We start from the raw sequence: 19,847 nt of genomic DNA, 5'->3' as shown, positions 1-19,847 counted from the left end.
AGAATGACAACTTATCAAAATCGTCACCTTTGTCAATTCTACATTTATTACATTCTCATCGTCAAGTAGCGATTTGTCACATTATCGTCAATATATACGTGCTAATTGGAGCGAGCTTAAGTTCCTTTCCTCTAAATGAAGAAATTGGCTCTATTTTCGCTTCGTTTTCGTTTACTAACACATGCCACGTTGCTTCTTTCGGAAGTTGCACAGTTTTAGCTTCTAAACCGCTATTAAATAAGACGATAATCTCTTTCCATGGCCCAAACGTTTCTGCATGCTCTAGGTGATATGCAAGTACTTCTGTAGATGTTTGTAAAAAAGTCATATGTTTTTTTATAAGGTCTGCGCTTTGTAAACGGAATGCCCCATGCTCTTTACGAATCGCAATTAAACCTTTTATATAGTTAACAGTCTCTATCTCTTTCTCTTTTTGATCCCAATCTAATTGATTGATCTCATCATTTGCATTATAACTATTTTCATTTCCTTTCTTCGTACGATAAAACTCTTGCCCTGCGTGTAAGAAAGGAATGCCTTGTGAAAGAATAACCATTGCGCTCGCTAACAGGTGACGTTTTTTCAAAATCGTTTCTGATTCTTCATTACTGCGCACTAGTTTATCCCACATCGTCATATTATCATGACATTCTACATAGTTAATGCTTTGCGCTGGCTCTAGAAACAGCCCTGTTTCTTTCATACTTAAAAGACTTCCTGCTGCAATATACTGCAAATGATTACAGTCTACATGCCCACCAAAGGCAAAACCACGCTTATTTATATGAAATGTACTCCCTTTTATCCCATCACGAAATTGATCATTAAACTGCGCGATATGTGGCATTTTCTTCGCATTATTTAACGTTGCTTTTTCTTTGGCAGGAAGCGGTGTTTGTAAATCCCATCCTTCTCCTAATAACAAAGCATCTCGTTTTATGTTTCGCACTTCTTTTTCTATTATATTCATTGTATCAACATCTAAAATTCCCATTAAGTCGAATCGGAATCCATCGACATTGTATTCAGTAAGCCAATATAAAATAGACTCTACAATGAATTTCCTCATCATTTTCCGTTCAGACGCTATATCATTTCCGACTCCCGTCCCATTAGAAGGCATACCATCTTCACCATGACGAAAATAGTATCCTGGAACAAGCTTTTCAAATGATGATAGCTCTCTTTCATAAACATGATTATAGACAACATCTATAATCACCCTAATACCTTGTTCATGAAATGTTTCAATTAGTTGTTTGCACTCAACTATCCTGTTATACGGATCAGAGGGGTTTGTAGCATAATATCCTGTTGGTGCATTGTAATATAATGGATTATATCCCCAATTATAGGCGGACGAAGGATTCGCCTCATCTACACCACCGAAACAATATAAAGGTAATAGTTCAACATGTGTAACACCTAAATCTTTTATATGAGACAACCCTGTTAATGTCCCATTCCGTCCTGTTGTTCCCTCTTCCATCAATCCTTTATATGTTCCCTTTTGAATTACTCCACTATTTGGATGTATAGTCGCATCACGAATATGCAGTTCATACAATATGGCATCTGTCATTGATTGTAATATTGGTAATCCCTCTCGTCTTGTTACATTCGTTTTTTCTAAATTGATAACAACACCATGTTTTCCATTTACCGTCACCGACTTTGCATAAGGATCCACAGCTTCGTTCCATATTAAATTAATACAAACAAGAAATGTATAGCGTGCTCCGTCTAAATCACCTTGTAATATTTGAATCCAAACTCCGTTTTCTCCCCTGTACATTTCATGATCGGTATATTCTTTATCGCTCTTATAAATTCTTACTTTCGCAAGCCTTGCAGTTGGGGCCCATACTTTAAATGTCGTTTCTTCTTTTTGATAAACAGCACCTAAATCTGTACCTTCGTAATAATACTTTTCATCGAAACTTTTTGTTCGAATAACAGCACCTATTTGTAAATCAGTTTCTTCATTCCGTTCATCTCGTACTGTATAATACTTCCCCACATCTAGCGGCTCTTCTATAAAGCACTCATACTTCGTTGCATCTGGAAGCGCAATAGTATGAGCAATCGGTAAATCTTTCACATTACTTCCTTCTTGCAAACGAAATGTCCGACTTGTTCCATACGCATGTGGGAGCAAAATTGTAATTTTATTCATTTCATCTAAATAGGCATCAAATGGACGTTTTACTTTCAACATAAAAAAATCACCATCATTCTCAAAGTTAAAATAAAGTGAAACTTTAATGAGCGAGAAAATTTCTCCATCCTCACTTATTATTAGCCTTCACCAATTAGGCGAGATAAAATGAGCTGCAAATGATAAGGCTTTTCTTATCAACAAGACTCTATACAGTAACTCCATTCTTCTCTATAGTATATTCACCTGCATAAAAAACGTTTTCAACATTCTATTTTTGTAATTTTATTTCAGCAATCGATTTATACTTCGGGGTTTCTTTCACGTGGGATTCGTATAAAGTAATTGTATCTGCTTGAAATGATATTTCAGGCACTTCTTTTATACTTTCTAAACGAAACTTTTCTTCTCCTATCCATTTACGAGCAACGGTAATATGCGGGTGATATGGGCGTGTTTCTAGAGAAAATCCATTTTCTTCACAAATGGCATGTATTTGCTTTTGCAACTGAAACAAATCGTGATTCTCACTTACCTTCGCCCAAAAAATACGAGGCTGATCTTCCCTACCAAACGTTGAAAAACCTTGTAATGTGAACGATAGTTCTTTTGTTTCTGCAATTGTTTTTAATCCATTCTTTATTCCCTCTAATTGTTCCCCCGTTGCACTCCCTAAAAATGAAAGGGTAATATGATAGTCTTCTTTATGTACCCATGAACGAAATTGTAATTCCTCTTGCATATCCTCTTTATAGTTAGACAGCATTTCTTTTATATGATTCGGTAACGTAATTGCGACAAAATAATGCAGTTCCATGTACATCTTCTCCTTCTTTTCTATTGTTGCTTTTCTTTCTTATCTCATTCAGGTAAAAAGAAGCCGCTCTCCAAAATAGAGAGCGGACATTATTTATATATCCATTACTTCGCTAATTCATGAATTGCTTGCGCGTAAATTGCTGTTGCTTTCAATAAGTCTTCAATTTCGATATACTCATCTTTTTGATGCGCAAGTTCTTCTTTTCCAGGGAATAGCGGGCCAAATGCCACACCAGCTTTTAATGAACGAGCATAAGTACCGCCGCCGATTGCTAATAGTTCTGCTTTTTCACCTGTTTGTTCTTCATACACACGTTGTAACGTACGGATTAATACGTGATCTTTATCGACGTGATGTGGGCGAGAATTAGAATAGTCAGCCACTTCAAAACCATGCGTACCAACATATTCTTTCAACTTCACAATTGTTTCTTCAAAGTTAGTTGTAACTGGGTAACGTACGTTTAGCCCTAAGTTACCACCGTTTTCTTTCGTATAAGAAATGCGACCGACATTCACTGTTAACGGACCGCTAATTTCATCTTTGTAAGCAATAGTAGCTTTTTCACCAAAAATATCACCAGTAAATGTTTCTGTTGCAAATGTCGCAAATGCAGTTGCTTTTCCATCAAGTGAAACTGTAGTTAAGAAGTTTGCTAATAATAAACCTGCATTTTCTCCTTTTTCAGGAGTAGATCCGTGCGCTGAAATTCCTTCTATTTGCAACGTCACTGTATTTCCTTCTATAGTCGATTTCCCTATTTTTTTAGCAGTTTGTAAATACTCTTCATATGCTACTGTAAGTGCATTTACATCTTCTCCTGTGATAACTGCTTCTGCAAAATCAGGAACCATATTTAAACGGCGCCCTGAATCAAATGAAACAAGTTCATATGTACCTTTTTTCTCTTCACTACCATTTTGCACAACTTGTATATCAGAAATTCCTTTTTCTGCATTAATAATTGGAAAGTCTGCATCCGGTGCAAAACCAATTGTTGGCATTTCTTCATTTTTAAAGTAGTGATCTACACATTTCCAATTGCTTTCCTCATCTGTTCCTATAATCATACGAACACGTTTTGAAAGAGGTAAGCCTAATTCTTTCACAATTTTCATTGCATAATATGCTGCCATCGTTGGGCCTTTATCGTCAATTGCACCACGTGCAAAAATCTTTCCATCGCGAATATCCGCACTATATGCGGGAGTCGTCCAGCCATCTCCTTCTGGTACAACGTCAACGTGACAAAGAATACCTACTAATTCTTCTCCTTGTCCCATTTCAAGATGACCTGCATATCCTTCTAAATTTTTAGAAGCAAAACCTTCAGCTTCTCCTTTATGTAACATGAAAGATAGAGCTTTTTCTACACCTTCACCGAATGGTGCGCCCTCTTTCGCAGATTCTTCTTCCCATACACTTTTAATTTGTAAAAATTGTTGTGTATCACGAATTAAATCATCTTTTCGTTTTGCAACTTCTTCTGTCCAATTAATCGCTGACATCACGCATCCATCCTTCACTATATTGTTTCTTTCATCATAACAAACAGAAATCTCTTATGCCATACACGAAAACTAAATACCGAACAATTGTAATATTTCAGATATTTCTTATTAGTTTTTCTTTTGTTTTTTCAAAAAAATTTGCAGGAATTTGGCGTTTTACGTAGAATTTTATGTGTTAGTTGACTGACCATATATACAATGTCAACTACCAATATTTTTCTATATGAATATTTGTTAAATTTCTGTAAAATTTAAGTAGATTAAAGCATGAATTTTATCATGTAGAGTACAATGGTAGTAACGACCTTCTTTCCTGAATGGGGTCAAAAAAACTAGTAGAGGAGTGGTTTTCTCTTGAAACCTACAACTACTCGTATGCTAACACGCATTAAATCAATTTATATGTACATCAATGAAAACGGAACGGTAACGACGAAAGACCTTGTAGATGAGTTCGGGATCACACCGCGAACGATACAACGTGATCTAAATGTGTTGCAGTTTAATGAACTCGTGTATAGCCCTTGCCGCGGTAAGTGGACAACAACAGGAAAGAAAGTGAGAATGACCTCATAACGAAAAATAATTGTATGGTAAATAAATACATACCCCTTTCTAATAATTAGAAAGGGGTCTTTTCTGCGCCTATAAAGGTACTACTTTTCAGTATCTACTTGATATGTTTTTAACATTTCTACTTCTTCATCTGTTAGCTCTCGGTATTGTCCAAGTTCTAGTTCTTCATCTAATACTAACGGACCCATCTCTGTTCTCTTTAGGTAGACTACTTTTTTTCCTACCGCTTCAAACATACGCTTCACTTGATGGAATTTCCCTTCCGTAATCACAAGCTCAATTTCAGAAATATCATCGCTTTTCAATATTGTAAGTGCACCTGGCTTTGTTTCATAGCCATCGTCTAAAATAACACCTTTAGCAAATTCTTTTACATCCTCTTCTGTTACTACTCCTGCAACGTGTGCATAATATTTTTTCGGCACATGCTTTTTCGGAGATAATAATTGATGTGATAACTTCCCATCATTTGTTATCAATAAGAAGCCTTCCGTATCGATATCAAGTCGTCCAACTGGGAACGGATCAAAGATTGCATCTTCTAATTCTAATAAATCTATTACTGTTTCATGATTATCATCTTCCGTCGCTGAAATAACACCTTGTGGTTTATGCATCATTAAGTAAACAAATTCTTTGTATTCCACAACTTCACCGTGAATCATAACTTCTTGCTCTTCTACATTTACATGAACTTTCGCATCTTTTACTGGCGTTCCATCAATTTTCACAACGCCATCTTTCAATAATTTCTTTACTTCTTTTCTACTTCCATATCCCATATTTGCTAATAATTTATCTAATCTCACGTTTTTCACCTTCTTTATTTATCATAGAAAAGGGGACGTAATTACGCCCCTCTTGATTTCAACTTTATTTTAAATCTACTACCAAGTTTACGTTGAATTTTATCTAATGCTTCTCCACCAAATACTCTTTCAAGTACTCCTGTGCGAATTGCTAACAATCCGTAAACAAGACCGCCAATACCTGCACAAATCGCAACTGTTATAAGAGCACCAATACGGCCATCAGGCGAAATCATGAAGGATAGAATCCATTGTGATAGTTTTACAGCAACGACCATTATAAGTGTCAGTACTGCAATTTGGAATGTTCTTTTATATACAACACCGAATGAATAGTGTGCGTATTTTTTAATTTGTTGATTTGTGTACCAAACAGAAGCTAAGAAACCAACTGCTGTCGCTAGAATTGCTCCTACTGTACCGAAATAACGAATAAAGATTACGTTACATACAAATTTCAAAATAACGCCCATTATAAGCGCAATAATCGCATGCTTCTGCTGGTTAATACCTTGCAGGATTGCTGCTGTTACTGTAAATAACGCGAATAACAACGCAACTGGTGCATACCACATTAATACTTGTCCACCTAGTGGATCTGAATCGTAAAACGCAGTATAAATTGGATATGCCAGTGAAGAAATACCGACAACTGCTGGCAATGTTAAAAACATATTTGCCTGGAATGTTTGTGTAATTTGTAATTTCAAATAGCGGTATTGTTTTTCAGTAAATGATTTTGTGATTGCTGGTACAAGCGTTAAACTAAACGCTGTTGCAAGTGATACAGGAATCATAATTAACTTATGCGTCCACATTGTGAAAATACCGAGAGCTCGCTCTGCGATATCACCTTGACCAATCGCCTGCATAATTGAGTTAAATGTCAATGTATCAATTTGTTGATATAAAGGAATTGTTAACCCAATTACAACGTAAGGAATCGCATATGCAAATAACTCTTTAAACAATTGAACGGTGCTTACTGTTGATTCTGGTACAGTTTGTTCAATTAAATATTGATCCAAATATTTTTTACGTTTTAGCCAGTACCAAATTAACACACCGAGTGCTCCAACCGCTGAAACGAACGCAGCAAATGTCGCTACTCCAACTGCTGTTGCAACTGTACCGCCAAGTACTTTAATAACGATAAAACTACCTGCTAATAAAAAGACGATACGAATAATTTGTTCAATAATTTGTGAAACGGTAGTTGGTCCCATAGACTGGTGACCTTGGAAATAACCACGAATTAAACTCGCTGCTGGTACAACAATAAGCGCGAAGCTTACAAGACGAATGATCGTCGTAACTTCTCCTACATTATTGTGTATACTTTGTTTACCAAGCATCGCTTCTGCAAACAATGGCGCCGTCATGTACAGTACTAGGAACGAAAGAACTCCTGTTACTATCATCATAACCATTCCCGAGCGGAACATTCTCCGGCTCGTTTTATAATCGCCAAGCGCATTATATTTGGAAACAAATTTTGAAACAGCAAGTGGCACACCTGCCGTTGCGATACTTAAAAAGATCGTATATGGAATGTATCCATATGTATAGAGCGTTCCGCCTTCTGTTCCTACTAATGCATGAAACGGAAAGACGTAAATCATGCCTAAGAACTTTACTAAAAATGTCCCTAGCGTAACAATAAGCGTTCCGCGCAGAAATTTCGAATCGGACATACAAAAATCCTCCTACATCTACATAAAGTGAAACTATAATTAGTTGGAGACTTCTCTCCTACTCCTTATTAGTTGAACCATTCGAGCATTTACAGGCTAACAGACTCCCTATTTGCTTCTCCTAAATCTTGAGGTTTTAGTCTTATCGCCTACAAATGGCAGGATAGTGCTGAACTCTAACTTTTGTATTGTACCACAATTCTCTCATTAAGCAGTACTTCACTCTATTTTTCTTTTAAGGGAAAACATGCTATTCTTTTAGGCAGGAAATGTAGAAAATGAGGTCGATATATTATGCATTATGATGTTATTGTCATCGGCGGCGGTCCTTCTGGGCTAATGGCTGCAATTGGTGCTGCAGAAGAAGGCGCAAATGTCTTACTTCTTGATAAAGGAAATAAACTTGGGCGTAAACTTGCAATTTCTGGTGGCGGACGCTGTAACGTAACGAACCGTCTACCACTTGATGAAATTGTTAAACATATACCAGGAAACGGTCGCTTCTTATACAGCGCTTTTTCTATTTTTAATAATGAAGATATTATTACATTCTTCGAAAATCTCGGTGTTAAATTGAAAGAAGAAGACCACGGTCGCATGTTCCCTGTGTCAAACAAAGCACAATCTGTTGTAGACGCACTTTTAACACGATTAAAAGACTTAGGTGTAAAAATTCGTACAAATACGCCTGTTGAAACGATTGAATATGAAAATGGTCAAACAAAAGCAGTTATACTGCAAACAGGCGAAGTGTTAGAAACAAATCACGTCGTTATCGCTGTTGGCGGAAAATCAGTTCCTCAAACTGGATCTACTGGAGACGGATATGCTTGGGCTGAAAAAGCGGGTCATACAATCACAGAATTATTCCCAACAGAAGTACCTATCCTTTCAAACGAGCCGTTTATACGTGACCGCTCATTACAAGGTCTTGCTTTACGTGATATAAACTTAAGTGTATTAAACCCGAAAGGAAAAGCTATCATTTCTCACAAAATGGACATGCTCTTCACTCATTTCGGCCTATCTGGACCTGCTGCTCTTCGCTGTAGCCAATTCGTCGTGAAAGCGCTGAAAAAGTTTAAAACGAATACAATACAAATGAGTATTGATGCATTGCCAGAGGAAAATAGTGAACAACTATTTCAGCGCATGCTGAAACAAATGAAAGAAGATCCGAAAAAAGGAATTAAAAACGTTTTAAAAGGTTATGTTCCTGAACGTTACTTCCTATTCTTATTAGAAAAAAATGAAATTGACGGCAGCGAACAAGCTGGACAAGTTTCTCACGAAAAGATTCGTGCACTTGTGAAAGACTTTAAAGAGTTTACTGTGAATGTAAATGGTACGCAGTCAATTGAAAAAGCATTCGTTACTGGCGGCGGTGTATCCGTGAAAGAAATTAATCCGAAAGAAATGTCTTCTAAATTTACGAACGGCTTATATTTCTGCGGAGAAGTTCTTGATATTCATGGTTATACTGGTGGCTATAATATTACATCAGCCCTTGTTACTGGTAGAATTGCCGGAACGACAGCTGGAGAAAACGCGAAAATGCAGTATTAAAAAAAGAAACAGGGATTCCTGTTTCTTTTTTTATAGGTACATGAAATTATATGAGCGATTCCGCAACTTATATCGGCTATTTTCCAAATTTATCAGCGATTCTGCAACTTATATCGGCGATTTCCCAAATATATCGACTTACCGACAAGAAACGACAAATATAGGCTCCACTTAACTTCCCATTGCTTTTTTGTTGCTTTATATACCTTAGTACCTTTATATTTTATATTGTTGAATATTTAAAAAAGGGTAAGGGGAAAACAAATGAGAAAAAAAGTCATGATGTCTTTAATGTTAATGACGTTTCTTTCTGCGGTAGAAGGAACGATTGTTAGTACAGCAATCCCTCGTATAACGAGTGATTTGTCAGGCGTCGAACTTGTTAGTTGGGTATATGCAATTTATATGCTTGCAACAGCTGTTTCGACTCCAATATACGGAAAGCTCGCTGATTTATTTGGCCGTAAAAAAGTTTTACTGATCGGAGCTACAATCTTTTTAGTCGGTTCTGCACTTTGCGGAGTCGTTACATCGATGGAACAATTAATCTTCTTCCGCGCGCTTCAAGGTATCGGTGCTGGTGCTGTTATGCCAATCACAATGACAATTATTGGAGACTTATATAGCGAAGCGAAAGACCGCGCGAAAGCACAAGGTTGGATGAGTGCCGTTTGGGGTGTATCCGGTGTTATCGGACCGTTAGTAGGTGGATTTTTAGTTGATTCCCTTTCTTGGCGTTATATTTTCTTCCTAAACGTTCCATTCGGAATTATCGCTTGCTTAATGATTGCAATTTACTACAAAGAATCTATTAAACCTGCTAAGCATCATATCGATTATCTTGGTGCAACAGTCTTCTCATTAAGTACAATCGCTCTACTATATGCATTATTAACAGGTAGCAGTAAGCAAAACTGGGGAGACATGACAATTATCGGCCTATTAATCTTTGCCGCTATTTCATTTATTATTTTCTTATTCATCGAGAAGAAATCTCCGGAACCATTAATTCCGCTAGCACTTTTCTCTAACCGTACATTATCTACGATAAATATATTAACTCTTATTGCTGGCGCAATGATTATTAGTATTACAATGTACCTTCCAATTTGGAGCCAAGGTGTATTAGGGAAAAACGCTACAGAAGCTGGACTTATTTTAATGCCAATTCCTGTTATGTGGACATTTGGCGCTATTTTCTCTGGTAACTTAGTAGGCAAATTAAAAACGAAACAAATCATTTTACTTGGAGCTAGCATTTTATCAGTCGCTACGTTCTTATTATTTACACTATCAACAAATTCACCATCGTTCCTTATTTATGTAGCAGTCGGATTATTCGGCTTAGGCATGGGGCTTGTGACACCGATTTACATGGTAACAATTCAAGCAGCCGTACCAGCTCATACACGCGGAACAGCTGTTGGTTTAAACACATTTATTAATACATTTAGTCAAACGTTAGGTGCTGCAATATTCGGTACAATCTTCAATACGATGATTCACGCACGTGGTATTAAAAATCTTGATCTTGTATCTGGTGGACATGGCGGTACTACAGCAAACGTAGTAACCGAATCGCAATCTGCATTAGCATCAAGCGTACACGTCATTTATATGAGCACTTTCGTATTAGCAGTATTTACATTAATTATCGCTTGGCTCTTATTAAAGCCAGCTACACAAACAAGTGAGCAACAATAAAAAGGATGACCATTTTGGTCACCCTTTTTATTCTTCATTCTCCACAATATGTTTCAGCATGGATAATTTATTATCCCAAAAACGTTCATAATACGAGAGCCATTGTTGTAATTCTTCTAATGGTTCTGGATGCAAACGATATATCTTCTCTCTTCCGCTTTTTCTTCCACTTACTAAATTCGCTTCTGAAAGAATATGAAGGTGCTTTACAACCGCAGTACGACTCATCGGAAAATGATCCGTTATTTTGGAAATCGGTAACTCTTTGTCACTTAATAACCGTATTACTTCTCGGCGGGTTGGATCAGCAATTGCTTGAAATACATCATATTTCGCTGCTGACGAGGACACTTAGCCTTCGACAACCTTTTTCAGTTTTTCATTTACAATCGCTACCCAACCACCGCTCATTCTATCGCGAATAATAGAGCTCTTCGCATTTGCTTTCGGAAGAATTTCATCAGGATGTTTCCAGCCGCCGTGAATTAACGTAAATTCTGTTTTGTTATCTCCTAAGTCTTTCAAATCAAATGAAACAACCCAGCCATCTGTATCCCATGAGAAAGATAAATGGTTTGGCTCATCAATTTCTAACACTTTACATGGTGATGGCCCAAATGGTGATTGCACATGAAATTCATGTCCTACCTCTAATACAAAATCATTTGGCATAAACCATGACGCAATCCCTTCTGCAGTTGATACTACACTCCATACCTTTTGAATAGACGCGTTAAAAACGATTGTTTGTTTAATATCATTTAATGTATTTTGTTGTTCCATTTTCATTCTCCTTTACTCGGCGTTATAACATAACACCTTTTGGTTATACTTCGATAATATAACACCTTTTAGTTTCATTTCAACGCTAATTCTTTTACTGTTGAGAAATTCTCAACATTTTTTCAACAGGACAAACACCCTCTTAGCATTTCCTCATAATATACTCACAAAGGCAATACAAAATAAAAACTTCTCTCAACATGAAACTCCATCATTCATATTGAAAGAAGCGCCTTACTTATATCATGCGTACTTCGTCTCTCCTCCTTCCCTCAAGGGACAATACGCGAGATATGACAAAGTCAGAAGGAATATGCCCACCATTTGAGTAGGTAGTTATTTCTCTTCTCCTCAACATTTCCTCAGGAGCGAAATGACTACCGACTCACTTTTTTCAAACAAAATAAAAAGGGGTTGAAAGCTATGTTCTATTGCATTAACTGTTCTGATATTCATCATGAAAAACATCCGAATGATAAAGTATTCAAAAACGGTTTTTATATTGATCCATTTTTAGGTGATCGTTATCACCTTGGTATGTGTAAAGATGCCCAAAACCATGAAACAGGGGAGCCTCTTTTAACGACAAAGAAATTAGGCACAACCCAATCTATTATGAACGTATTACCGACACATGTTGTCCCAACATAAAACATAAAAAAGAGCTGGGTGAGCCAGCTCTTTTTTATGCTTTATAAACGATCATTGCTGAAAAACAATAAATTTGGTTTTCGTCATCGTTAATAGAAACACCGACTTGGTACTTAATGTCTACAAAGTTACTATCATCAATCTTTTTCAAAAAAACATTTACAGCGTCTTCTAAGTCTTTTTCGTGACTTTCATCAAACACTTTTACACGAATCATGTTAACACCATCCTAGATCGCAGCCCTCCGCCGCTTGATTATTGCCACGGTGCGTATCTATGATGCGATAAAACTTTCCCTCTTCATATATATATCCGTCTTCTAACACATATTGTTTACCTTCAGTATAGACATAAAACTTACCTATCATAAATTTACTCGTATATAATTCCAAATAATCTGGTCTAAATTTAGCTACCACTTTATTTGTAATATCAATTTTTATTGTGCGTCCCACCTTCTCTCCCTCCTTTGCAAAGAACGGATTTAGGTATATTGTATTAGCGATTTTACATTTTATGCTTAAAAATAAGTGGATATGCCTCCTTTCTCCACCTGTACTATTTTTCTAAAAAAATCACGATAAATAAGGTCCCCAAAAAAAACATAAAAAAGCACTTTATCTTATTGACTCGAATATAAATATTATGTTATTATATAAAATTTGACATTTTTACATACGTATGCTATCATTAAAAGTGGTTACCACATATGGAGGTGGATGATTTGTTTCAAATTGGTGATAAAATCGTTTATCCAATGCACGGTGCAGGAATCATCGAAGCAATTGAAGAGAAAGAAATATTAGGTACTTCACGTCAATATTGTGTGATACGCATCATTAGTAAAGATATGCAAGTAATGCTTCCGATGGATCAATTAAAAAAATCAGGTATTCGTTATATCGTTGATCGAGGTACGTTAGATGATATACTTCTTGAATTTCAAAACGGGGAGTCAGACACATCACTCTCATGGAAACAAAGATATACAATGAATATGGAAAAAATGAAAAACGGCAATTTACAAGATAGCGCAGAAGTTGTTCGGGATTTACTTCGCCGCAATAAAGAGAGAACATTAAATGCGAGCGAAAAACAAATGCTAGATAATGCACGAAAAATGATGATTAGCGAAGTCGCGCTCGTACAAAATGTTACTGAACATCAAGCAACAGAATTTCTTCAAGATACAATTAATCACTAAATTTAAAATAGCTGGCCGCTATTTTTTTTGTAAAAAAAGGACGAAGAGTTTTATCTCTTCGTCCTTTTATATTACCCACGCCCAGCTTGAAACGATGGATATAACGTCATTCCACCATCTGCAAATAGCGTAATGCCCGTTACATAACTCGCCTCTGAAGAAGCGAGCCAAGTTGCTACTGCTGCAATTTCTTCAGGGTTTCCAATATAGCCCATCGGTATCATACTTTCTACGTCAGCACGTTTTTTAGGATCAGCAAACTTTTCTGCATTGATCGGGGTATTAATTGCACCTGGTCCTATATTATTTACTCGAATACCTTTTGGCGCATACTCTAGCGCTAACGTTTCTGTCATCAGTTTAATACCACCCTTACTTGCTGCATAGTGCACAAATAGTGGCCACGGAATTTTCTCATGAACACTAGACATATTAATGACAGAACCTTTAATATCATGTTCTACAAAATATTTAATCGCTTCACGACTTCCTAAAAAAGCACCTGTTAAATTTGTATTAATTACCCTATTCCAATCTTCAAGCGGCATTTCATGCGACGGTACCGCGTTTTCTATCCCTGCATTATTAATCATAACGTCAAGCGTACCAAACTCTTTCACAGCAGATTGAATGAGATTCACAACATCCGATTCGACGGTTACATCACCTTTTACAGCAATCGCTTCGCCGCCTACCTTTTTAATTTCTTCTAACACATCATTCGCTTCTGACTCTCGTGAGCGATAATTAATAACCACTTTCGCTTTTTCCTTAGCAAACCTCACTCCCATCGCTCTTCCGAGACCAGTTGCTGATCCTGTAATAACGACAACTTTCCCTGCTAAATCACTATACATTTCCATACCTCCTTTAACTTTTGGCTATACCTAACATAATTCCGGCTGCGATAATAAAAACAATACCGACAACGATACCCGTTAATTGACGTTTCGTTTTCTTTTCACCTAATATAAGGATCCCACCAAGCGTGGAAATAATAATTCCCATTTGCGATAGCGAGAAACTTGTTGCGACTCCAACACGCGGCTGCGAAATGAATAAAAACATATTTCCAGCTGCCCAAATTAATCCTGGAATAATATTTCGGATTGCATATTTATTAAATGGATGATGTTTAAAGGTAAGCAAAATCCCACCTAACACCATACCAACTGCTTGTGGCAACAAAGCTGACCAACCATCTACGTTAAATAGTCTAATCACTACTACGTAAACTAAATAGCCGACTGTTGAAATTAATAAAATTACGATACCTCTTTTAAAGTTTGCTGCTTGCTCTGCATTCTTTTCTTCTTCACTTTGAAGCGATGTTAAAATAACACCGATAATAATACAAACGAGCGCTAAAATCCCAAGGACGACCGATATTGTCGTGGACCATTCATGAAATACGATAACGCCAAATAAAGTCGTCGCGACTAATTGAAGTCCTGTTGAAATTGGCATCGTCCTCGAAACACCCATTAAATCAATACTTTTCAATTGATTTGCCTGACCAAGCGCCCAAAATAAACCTGACACAACTCCAACTCCGATAACGGTAGGTGTTAATACTGGCTTCATAAAAATATAAACAACAATTGAGAAAATAAGTGCTCCAAACGTTGTTCCGAGCGTTTGACTATACGGTCCCCCGCCCAGTTTTACGTTAAATAGCACAATACTTCCCCAAAATATAGCTGGTAAAATCGCTAAAAATATATCCATCACTCATTACCTTTCTTTACTAAATGCATAGGTTATCACTCTAAGTCATTAGAGTGAGCTTTTATTTTTTCTTTTTCCCGTTCACAAACTTTTTCTGCAATAGCGTCAGAAACATTCTTTTCTCGCTCCACTTTCTTTATCTTTACGTGATCTAAATGGTCTTCCAAAGTAAGCGTAACTTTATCGTTCGGGGGATTATGCGCTCCTTGAAATGTAAGAAATTGTAGCTTCACTTCATACCTAGGAACAAATTCATCTTTCTTGCCGAGACGCTTTATATTTATAACTGAAGCACATTCATATTGATCTTCTGTCACTTGTCTAATAACTGAATAGTACCTATTTGATAATGCACTCTCTAAAAGCTGTTCTCTTGATTCTTTCGCGAAAGAATCACTTGGAGAAGAGAAAAAAGACGCACATAGCATTGTCATAACTACACATATTTTTTTCATAATTCCCTCCTTGTTCTATAGATTAGTGTTCTCAAAACTGCCATAAAAAAACGACTTTCCCTATATAGGAAAGTCGTTTTAATGAATCCAATATTAACCACCGCTCACTGGTGGGATTAGTGCAACAACATCACCAGATTGGACCCTGTCATCTTCATTTGCATATTCTTCATTAATCGCAACCATAATTGGCTCTGAAACTGGTACATTATATTCGTTCGCAACAACATCTTTTAACTGTGCAACCGTAATATTTTCTTTCTCTATTTGTAATTCACTTGTCCCTGCTTCTTCTTGCAAGTGCGCAAATAACAATACTCGAATCATACTTATAGCTCCTTCCCAGGCTCTCCCGCCGGATATGGTGTTTTTTCTAATTGATCACCAATCCATGAGTCACCATCTTCCCAAAACTCCTTTTTCCAAATCGGAACAATTTGTTTTATGCGTTCCATAATATATTCGTTCGCTTCATAAGCCGCTTTACGGTGTGGTGTTGAAACAGCAACAACAACCGCTATATCAGAAATTTGCAACGTACCGATGCGATGTGTAATCGCAACGTGTGTACCTGGCCATTTCTCTTTCACTTCTAATCCGATTTTCTCTAGCATCTTTTCTGCCATCGTTTTATAAGCGACATATTCTAAGTATAATGTACGACGCCCTTTCGTAAACTCTCTAACCGTTCCAATAAATGTTGTAACAGCACCGCATTCACGTCGAATTACTTTCTTCGTTACCTCTTCAATCGAGATTTCTGTATCAATTACTTCATAATATGTATTTGTCATTTCGCACTCCTAACCGTTTGTAAAAACCAGTCTATGTACAACTCTTCTTCTGTTATATGAAATACTTTATATTCTTCTCGTATATTTGCTGGGACATCATACCACGTAATAACCGCCACTATATTTTCTACTTTATGTAAAAGCTCAGCATCTTCCGCAGAACGAAGTAACACTACTTTCGGGTAGTTCTCTTTTTTATAGCCCTCTATTAAAATTGTATCCACTTTAAAAAACTCATATAAGCGAATAATTTCTTGCAAGGACCATTTCTTTCTTAGTGAAGAAAGTGAAAGTAATCCAGCACCTTCTACACTACTTACGACAGCACCAGCTTTACGGTGTCTTTCGCTATCTTTTTGCGCTACTTCTGGAAAACCTCCGTGCCCGTGATGTTTAATTGTAGCAACTTTCATTTCGCTTTCGGCTAATGCATGCACAATTTTCTCTACAAGTGTCGTTTTTCCGCTATTTTGATACCCTACTATTTGTAAGATTGAAGGGGCTTCGCCCATGGCCACTCACATCCCTCAGAGTGCTCTAACAATAATACGGATACTTTCATTCCGGTCTCAAATCCTCTCGTTCCTCCGGGTAACACGATAAAAGCATTCGCATCTGCAAGTGAAGATACCGCACTCGATTTATCTAAACCAACCGGCATCGCTTGTAACGCCCCATCCACAATTGTTACGTTCGCTCTTACGAAACGAGTAAATGGATTTGGCTTCGGAAAATCTTTTTGTAAAATAGCATCCGCTCTATATACGTGAGGTTCCTTCGCATACAAATACGTTTTTATAATTGGATGCACAAATAATTCAAAGCCTACATAACAAGCAGACGGATTTCCTGATAAACCAAAGAGTAACTTTCCATCAACTTCAGCTACTGTCGTTACACTTCCGGGCCTCATGGCTATCTTATTAAAGAGTACATTTGCCTGTAATCTTTCATAAATAGCTGGTAAGTAGTCATAATCTCCTACTGATACACCGCCTGTTGTAATTAAAATGTCGACCTCATCCATCGCTGATTGAACAGCTGTAAAACATGCATCTAACTCATCCGCGAGTTGACCATAATAACGAACTTTCCCGCCAGCTTTCATAATTTGAGCTGCGATCATATACGAGTTACTATTTCTAATTTTCCCCGGTTCTAACGGCTCATGTACTTCTAATAATTCACTTCCTGTCGTTACAATACCGACAACAGGCTGTTTTACAACTTTCACCGTGCTATATCCAAACGTTGCTAGTAAGGCCGCAACACCTGGATTAATTGCAACACCTTTCTTAACGAGAACTTGATTTTGTTTTATATCTTCTCCTTTAAACGACACATTGTCACCGTTATTAAAAGGGCGTTTTAACTTCATATATGTTTTCCCGTTCTTCTCAAACCCTTCTGTCAGCTCTAGCATTACGACTGCATTGCAATCTTCTGGAATAGCTGCTCCTGTCATAATGCGAATTGCTTCAAAAGCTCCTACTTCCTCTAAAAAAACGGAACCCGCCCCGATTTCTCCTATTACTTCAAATTCAACTGGATTCTCTTGAGTTGCTTCTTTCGTATCTTCTGCTCGAATGGCGAAACCATCGTAAGGGGAACGATTAAAATGAGGAACGTCATGATCTGAGACAACATCTTCCCCGAGAATTCTCCCGTAACTTTCCGTAATAGAAATTTCTTCTACTTCACCATGCTTCGCATATTTCATTACCCGTTCTACTGCCTCAGCAACTTGAATTGGAATTCGTTTTTCTACCATCGTTTCTCACCTCATATTTGCAATTTTTTTTATCTCGATTAAACTTTATATATTCAATAGAAATTACTTCAAGGAGGAATTCCATGTCTTCATTTACACATTTCAATGACCAAGGACGCGCAAAAATGGTTGATATAAGCGACAAAAAAGCAACCGTTCGAACAGCAATTGCGTGCTCTAGCATTGTCGTTACGAAAGAAATTTACGATAAAATCTCTCACAATGAAATTGGGAAAGGTGACGTATTAGCAGTTGCGCAAATCGCAGGCATTATGGCCGCGAAACGTACTTCTGATATTATCCCAATGTGCCACCCTTTATTATTAAAAGGTGTTGACGTTTCTTTCGATTGGAAACAATCAGAAGAACAATATCGTTTACTCATTGAAGTAAAAGTTAAAACAGAAGGTAGCACCGGTGTTGAAATGGAAGCTTTAACAGCTGCTTCCGCTACCGCTCTTACTGTGTATGATATGTGTAAAGCTGTCGATAAAGGTATGATTATCGGTGAAACGTACTTACTTGAAAAAACAGGTGGAAAAAGTGGAGATTATACGAGAAATTCATAATCCTCTCTCCGTTGAGCCTAAAGGGTTTCCTTTAGGTTCAACCTATATATCTTGCATATAAACTTTTCGCTACATTCATATCATTCGTCCCATGAATGAACGCCCTGCCATCTGTAAATAAAACAAAACGATATTCTTCTACCGGAAATGATAATAAATAAGGTGTCGCCTTTATCTCTACGCTTCTTTGTAAGCGTTTTTTAATTTCTTCTAAATTAAAATTCTTCCGCACACCCGGGCGAATTTGTACTGTATTCCGCCCACATAACACTTCTGTTTTCGTTTGTCCTTCAAATGTTAAACTCGGATATGTACGTAGCCTTCCGCAAGATAAACAAGTATCTTTTTTCTGCCTATTCACTTTAAATGCCATCTGTTGATTATTCCAAAGATCAAACGATAACATCGTTTCACGAAGCGCACCAAAGTCTTCTACTAATATTTTCAGCGCTTCCGTAATTTGATGCGCAACTACTAATTGTACTGCCGGTTGTATAATACCAGCTGTGTCACATGTTGCACCGCTCGCTGGATGCTCCATTAAACAGCGAAAACACGGTGTTTTCCCTGGTAAAATTGTATACGTTACTCCGTAGCTTCCGACACACCCACCATATATCCACGGAATATTATACTTTTGTGAAATATCATTAATCAGAAGACGCGTTTCAAAATTATCTGTCGCATCTAATATTAAATCTACATCATTCACTAATTCTTCCATTTCTTGCACCGTTACATCCGTCACAACCGGATTTATTTCCACCTCAGAATTAATCGCTTTTAAATGTTCTGCAGCCGCTATCGCCTTCGGTTTATACTGCTTTGCATCTTCTTCTGTATATAGTTGTTGTCTTTGTAAATTACTCCATTCTACATAATCACGGTCAGCAATCGTTACTTTTCCAACACCTGCTCTAACAATCGCTTCTGCATTTGCCGCACCGAGAGCACCAGCACCAATAATAAGCACATGCTTCTCTCTTATTTTTCTCTGTCCTTCTTCTCCAACACCAGAAAATAATATTTGTCTTGAATATCGCTCCTGCATGCG

The 19,847-nt window shown here is 37.2% G+C and carries 23 protein-coding genes; 6 read left to right on the top strand and 17 right to left on the bottom strand.

Annotated features, from left to right (window positions below; all coding sequences use genetic code 11):
• Positions 1-76: 76 nt before the first annotated feature.
• From pulA to pepV, 3 genes are all read right to left on the bottom strand, one after another.
• Positions 77-2,218: a type I pullulanase gene (gene pulA, locus ACTFO4_RS00935; RefSeq protein ID WP_440013266.1), complete on the bottom strand. Its 2,142-nt coding sequence runs from the start codon at positions 2,216-2,218 to the stop codon at positions 77-79.
• A 211-nt stretch (positions 2,219-2,429) separates the two neighbouring features.
• Positions 2,430-2,975, bottom strand: a complete 546-nt coding sequence (gene thpR / locus ACTFO4_RS00930) for an RNA 2',3'-cyclic phosphodiesterase (protein WP_000418986.1) — start codon at positions 2,973-2,975, stop codon at positions 2,430-2,432.
• Positions 2,976-3,079: 104 nt separating this feature from the next.
• Positions 3,080-4,486: a dipeptidase PepV gene (gene pepV, locus ACTFO4_RS00925; protein ID WP_001274236.1), complete on the bottom strand. Its 1,407-nt coding sequence runs from the start codon at positions 4,484-4,486 to the stop codon at positions 3,080-3,082.
• A 357-nt stretch (positions 4,487-4,843) separates the two neighbouring features.
• Between pepV and ACTFO4_RS00920 the strand changes: the two genes are divergently transcribed.
• The gene (locus ACTFO4_RS00920) at positions 4,844-5,065 is read left to right on the top strand and encodes a DeoR family transcriptional regulator (protein ID WP_000805512.1); all 222 of its coding nucleotides are present in this window, start codon (positions 4,844-4,846) and stop codon (positions 5,063-5,065) included.
• A gap of 80 nt (positions 5,066-5,145) precedes the next feature.
• Here the strand turns inward: ACTFO4_RS00920 and ACTFO4_RS00915 are convergent, their stop codons facing one another.
• On the bottom strand, positions 5,146-5,874 hold the full coding sequence (locus ACTFO4_RS00915) for a pseudouridine synthase (RefSeq protein WP_001234947.1): 729 nt from the start codon (positions 5,872-5,874) through the stop codon (positions 5,146-5,148).
• Between the two features lie 41 nt (positions 5,875-5,915).
• Entirely contained in the window at positions 5,916-7,568 is a 1,653-nt protein-coding gene (locus ACTFO4_RS00910) for a putative polysaccharide biosynthesis protein (protein WP_001284028.1), read from the bottom strand.
• A gap of 294 nt (positions 7,569-7,862) precedes the next feature.
• Here ACTFO4_RS00910 and ACTFO4_RS00905 point away from each other — a divergent pair, with 294 nt between their 5' ends.
• Positions 7,863-9,134: an NAD(P)/FAD-dependent oxidoreductase gene (locus ACTFO4_RS00905; protein WP_000558859.1), complete on the top strand. Its 1,272-nt coding sequence runs from the start codon at positions 7,863-7,865 to the stop codon at positions 9,132-9,134.
• 264 nt (positions 9,135-9,398) lie between these two features.
• Positions 9,399-10,838: an MDR family MFS transporter gene (locus ACTFO4_RS00900; RefSeq protein ID WP_001228021.1), complete on the top strand. Its 1,440-nt coding sequence runs from the start codon at positions 9,399-9,401 to the stop codon at positions 10,836-10,838.
• Between the two features lie 27 nt (positions 10,839-10,865).
• Here the strand turns inward: ACTFO4_RS00900 and ACTFO4_RS00895 are convergent, their stop codons facing one another.
• Positions 10,866-11,189, bottom strand: a complete 324-nt coding sequence (locus ACTFO4_RS00895; RefSeq protein WP_000098837.1) for an ArsR/SmtB family transcription factor — start codon at positions 11,187-11,189, stop codon at positions 10,866-10,868.
• Entirely contained in the window at positions 11,190-11,621 is a 432-nt protein-coding gene (locus tag ACTFO4_RS00890; RefSeq protein ID WP_000437765.1) for an SRPBCC family protein, read from the bottom strand.
• 423 nt (positions 11,622-12,044) lie between these two features.
• Between ACTFO4_RS00890 and ACTFO4_RS00885 the strand changes: the two genes are divergently transcribed.
• On the top strand, positions 12,045-12,272 hold the full coding sequence (locus ACTFO4_RS00885; protein ID WP_000498989.1) for a DUF3973 domain-containing protein: 228 nt from the start codon (positions 12,045-12,047) through the stop codon (positions 12,270-12,272).
• A gap of 34 nt (positions 12,273-12,306) precedes the next feature.
• On the opposite strand, the gene ACTFO4_RS00880 is transcribed toward ACTFO4_RS00885, so the two are convergent.
• On the bottom strand, positions 12,307-12,489 hold the full coding sequence (locus ACTFO4_RS00880) for a sporulation protein Cse60 (RefSeq protein WP_000621751.1): 183 nt from the start codon (positions 12,487-12,489) through the stop codon (positions 12,307-12,309).
• Position 12,490: 1 nt separating this feature from the next.
• Positions 12,491-12,727 (bottom strand): DUF2553 family protein, encoded by a 237-nt coding sequence (locus ACTFO4_RS00875; RefSeq protein WP_000533801.1) that lies wholly within the window; start codon positions 12,725-12,727, stop codon positions 12,491-12,493.
• 254 nt (positions 12,728-12,981) lie between these two features.
• Here ACTFO4_RS00875 and ACTFO4_RS00870 point away from each other — a divergent pair, with 254 nt between their 5' ends.
• Positions 12,982-13,476, top strand: coding sequence for a CarD family transcriptional regulator (locus tag ACTFO4_RS00870; protein WP_080470820.1), 495 nt, complete (start codon positions 12,982-12,984; stop codon positions 13,474-13,476).
• Positions 13,477-13,547: 71 nt separating this feature from the next.
• Here the strand turns inward: ACTFO4_RS00870 and ACTFO4_RS00865 are convergent, their stop codons facing one another.
• From ACTFO4_RS00865 to ACTFO4_RS00835, 7 genes are all read right to left on the bottom strand, one after another.
• The gene (locus ACTFO4_RS00865) at positions 13,548-14,333 is read right to left on the bottom strand and encodes a glucose 1-dehydrogenase (RefSeq protein ID WP_000286674.1); all 786 of its coding nucleotides are present in this window, start codon (positions 14,331-14,333) and stop codon (positions 13,548-13,550) included.
• A 13-nt stretch (positions 14,334-14,346) separates the two neighbouring features.
• On the bottom strand, positions 14,347-15,204 hold the full coding sequence (gene glcU / locus ACTFO4_RS00860; protein WP_000350861.1) for a glucose uptake protein GlcU: 858 nt from the start codon (positions 15,202-15,204) through the stop codon (positions 14,347-14,349).
• A 35-nt stretch (positions 15,205-15,239) separates the two neighbouring features.
• The gene (locus tag ACTFO4_RS00855; RefSeq protein ID WP_000717684.1) at positions 15,240-15,659 is read right to left on the bottom strand and encodes a DUF3888 domain-containing protein; all 420 of its coding nucleotides are present in this window, start codon (positions 15,657-15,659) and stop codon (positions 15,240-15,242) included.
• A 93-nt stretch (positions 15,660-15,752) separates the two neighbouring features.
• Positions 15,753-15,986, bottom strand: a complete 234-nt coding sequence (moaD, locus tag ACTFO4_RS00850) for a molybdopterin converting factor subunit 1 (RefSeq protein WP_000621778.1) — start codon at positions 15,984-15,986, stop codon at positions 15,753-15,755.
• Positions 15,987-15,988: 2 nt separating this feature from the next.
• Entirely contained in the window at positions 15,989-16,453 is a 465-nt protein-coding gene (moaE, locus tag ACTFO4_RS00845) for a molybdopterin synthase catalytic subunit MoaE (protein ID WP_000185942.1), read from the bottom strand.
• On the bottom strand, positions 16,450-16,965 hold the full coding sequence (gene mobB, locus ACTFO4_RS00840; protein ID WP_098583621.1) for a molybdopterin-guanine dinucleotide biosynthesis protein B: 516 nt from the start codon (positions 16,963-16,965) through the stop codon (positions 16,450-16,452). The genes moaE and mobB overlap by 4 nt, the downstream gene beginning before the upstream one ends.
• Positions 16,935-18,224: a molybdopterin molybdotransferase MoeA gene (locus ACTFO4_RS00835; protein ID WP_416809588.1), complete on the bottom strand. Its 1,290-nt coding sequence runs from the start codon at positions 18,222-18,224 to the stop codon at positions 16,935-16,937. The genes mobB and ACTFO4_RS00835 overlap by 31 nt, the downstream gene beginning before the upstream one ends.
• An 83-nt stretch (positions 18,225-18,307) precedes the next feature.
• On the opposite strand from ACTFO4_RS00835, the gene moaC reads away from it, so the two are divergent.
• Entirely contained in the window at positions 18,308-18,793 is a 486-nt protein-coding gene (gene moaC, locus ACTFO4_RS00830; RefSeq protein ID WP_000094146.1) for a cyclic pyranopterin monophosphate synthase MoaC, read from the top strand.
• Positions 18,794-18,830: 37 nt separating this feature from the next.
• On the opposite strand, the gene ACTFO4_RS00825 is transcribed toward moaC, so the two are convergent.
• Complete coding sequence (locus tag ACTFO4_RS00825) at positions 18,831-19,844, bottom strand: molybdopterin-synthase adenylyltransferase MoeB (RefSeq protein WP_001158098.1); 1,014 nt, start codon at positions 19,842-19,844, stop codon at positions 18,831-18,833.
• Between the last annotated feature and the right edge of the window lie 3 nt (positions 19,845-19,847).

The sequence above is a fragment of the Bacillus cereus group sp. MYBKT14-1 genome (assembly GCF_051915185.1).
Taxonomy (GTDB): Bacteria; Bacillota; Bacilli; order Bacillales; family Bacillaceae_G; genus Bacillus_A; species Bacillus_A cereus.
This window is presented reverse-complemented; position numbering and strand designations above follow the sequence as displayed.

What these genes read in the sequence shown, in the direction of transcription:
- thpR (WP_000418986.1), bottom strand. Translation starts at nt 2,975, where the DNA reads ATGGAACTGCATTATTTTGTCGCAATTACGTTACCGAATCATATAAAA.
- ACTFO4_RS00825 (WP_001158098.1), bottom strand. Translation starts at nt 19,844, where the DNA reads ATGCAGGAGCGATATTCAAGACAAATATTATTTTCTGGTGTTGGAGAA.
- moaD (WP_000621778.1), bottom strand. Translation starts at nt 15,986, where the DNA reads ATGATTCGAGTATTGTTATTTGCGCACTTGCAAGAAGAAGCAGGGACA.
- ACTFO4_RS00880 (WP_000621751.1), bottom strand. Translation starts at nt 12,489, where the DNA reads ATGATTCGTGTAAAAGTGTTTGATGAAAGTCACGAAAAAGACTTAGAA.
- ACTFO4_RS00905 (WP_000558859.1), top strand. Translation starts at nt 7,863, where the DNA reads ATGCATTATGATGTTATTGTCATCGGCGGCGGTCCTTCTGGGCTAATG.
- ACTFO4_RS00865 (WP_000286674.1), bottom strand. Translation starts at nt 14,333, where the DNA reads ATGTATAGTGATTTAGCAGGGAAAGTTGTCGTTATTACAGGATCAGCA.
- mobB (WP_098583621.1), bottom strand. Translation starts at nt 16,965, where the DNA reads ATGGGCGAAGCCCCTTCAATCTTACAAATAGTAGGGTATCAAAATAGC.
- pulA (WP_440013266.1), bottom strand. Translation starts at nt 2,218, where the DNA reads ATGTTGAAAGTAAAACGTCCATTTGATGCCTATTTAGATGAAATGAAT.
- moaC (WP_000094146.1), top strand. Translation starts at nt 18,308, where the DNA reads ATGTCTTCATTTACACATTTCAATGACCAAGGACGCGCAAAAATGGTT.
- ACTFO4_RS00835 (WP_416809588.1), bottom strand. Translation starts at nt 18,224, where the DNA reads ATGGTAGAAAAACGAATTCCAATTCAAGTTGCTGAGGCAGTAGAACGG.
- pepV (WP_001274236.1), bottom strand. Translation starts at nt 4,486, where the DNA reads ATGTCAGCGATTAATTGGACAGAAGAAGTTGCAAAACGAAAAGATGAT.
- ACTFO4_RS00890 (WP_000437765.1), bottom strand. Translation starts at nt 11,621, where the DNA reads ATGGAACAACAAAATACATTAAATGATATTAAACAAACAATCGTTTTT.
- ACTFO4_RS00900 (WP_001228021.1), top strand. Translation starts at nt 9,399, where the DNA reads ATGAGAAAAAAAGTCATGATGTCTTTAATGTTAATGACGTTTCTTTCT.
- ACTFO4_RS00910 (WP_001284028.1), bottom strand. Translation starts at nt 7,568, where the DNA reads ATGTCCGATTCGAAATTTCTGCGCGGAACGCTTATTGTTACGCTAGGG.
- glcU (WP_000350861.1), bottom strand. Translation starts at nt 15,204, where the DNA reads ATGGATATATTTTTAGCGATTTTACCAGCTATATTTTGGGGAAGTATT.
- ACTFO4_RS00870 (WP_080470820.1), top strand. Translation starts at nt 12,982, where the DNA reads ATGGAGGTGGATGATTTGTTTCAAATTGGTGATAAAATCGTTTATCCA.
- ACTFO4_RS00885 (WP_000498989.1), top strand. Translation starts at nt 12,045, where the DNA reads ATGTTCTATTGCATTAACTGTTCTGATATTCATCATGAAAAACATCCG.
- moaE (WP_000185942.1), bottom strand. Translation starts at nt 16,453, where the DNA reads ATGACAAATACATATTATGAAGTAATTGATACAGAAATCTCGATTGAA.
- ACTFO4_RS00855 (WP_000717684.1), bottom strand. Translation starts at nt 15,659, where the DNA reads ATGAAAAAAATATGTGTAGTTATGACAATGCTATGTGCGTCTTTTTTC.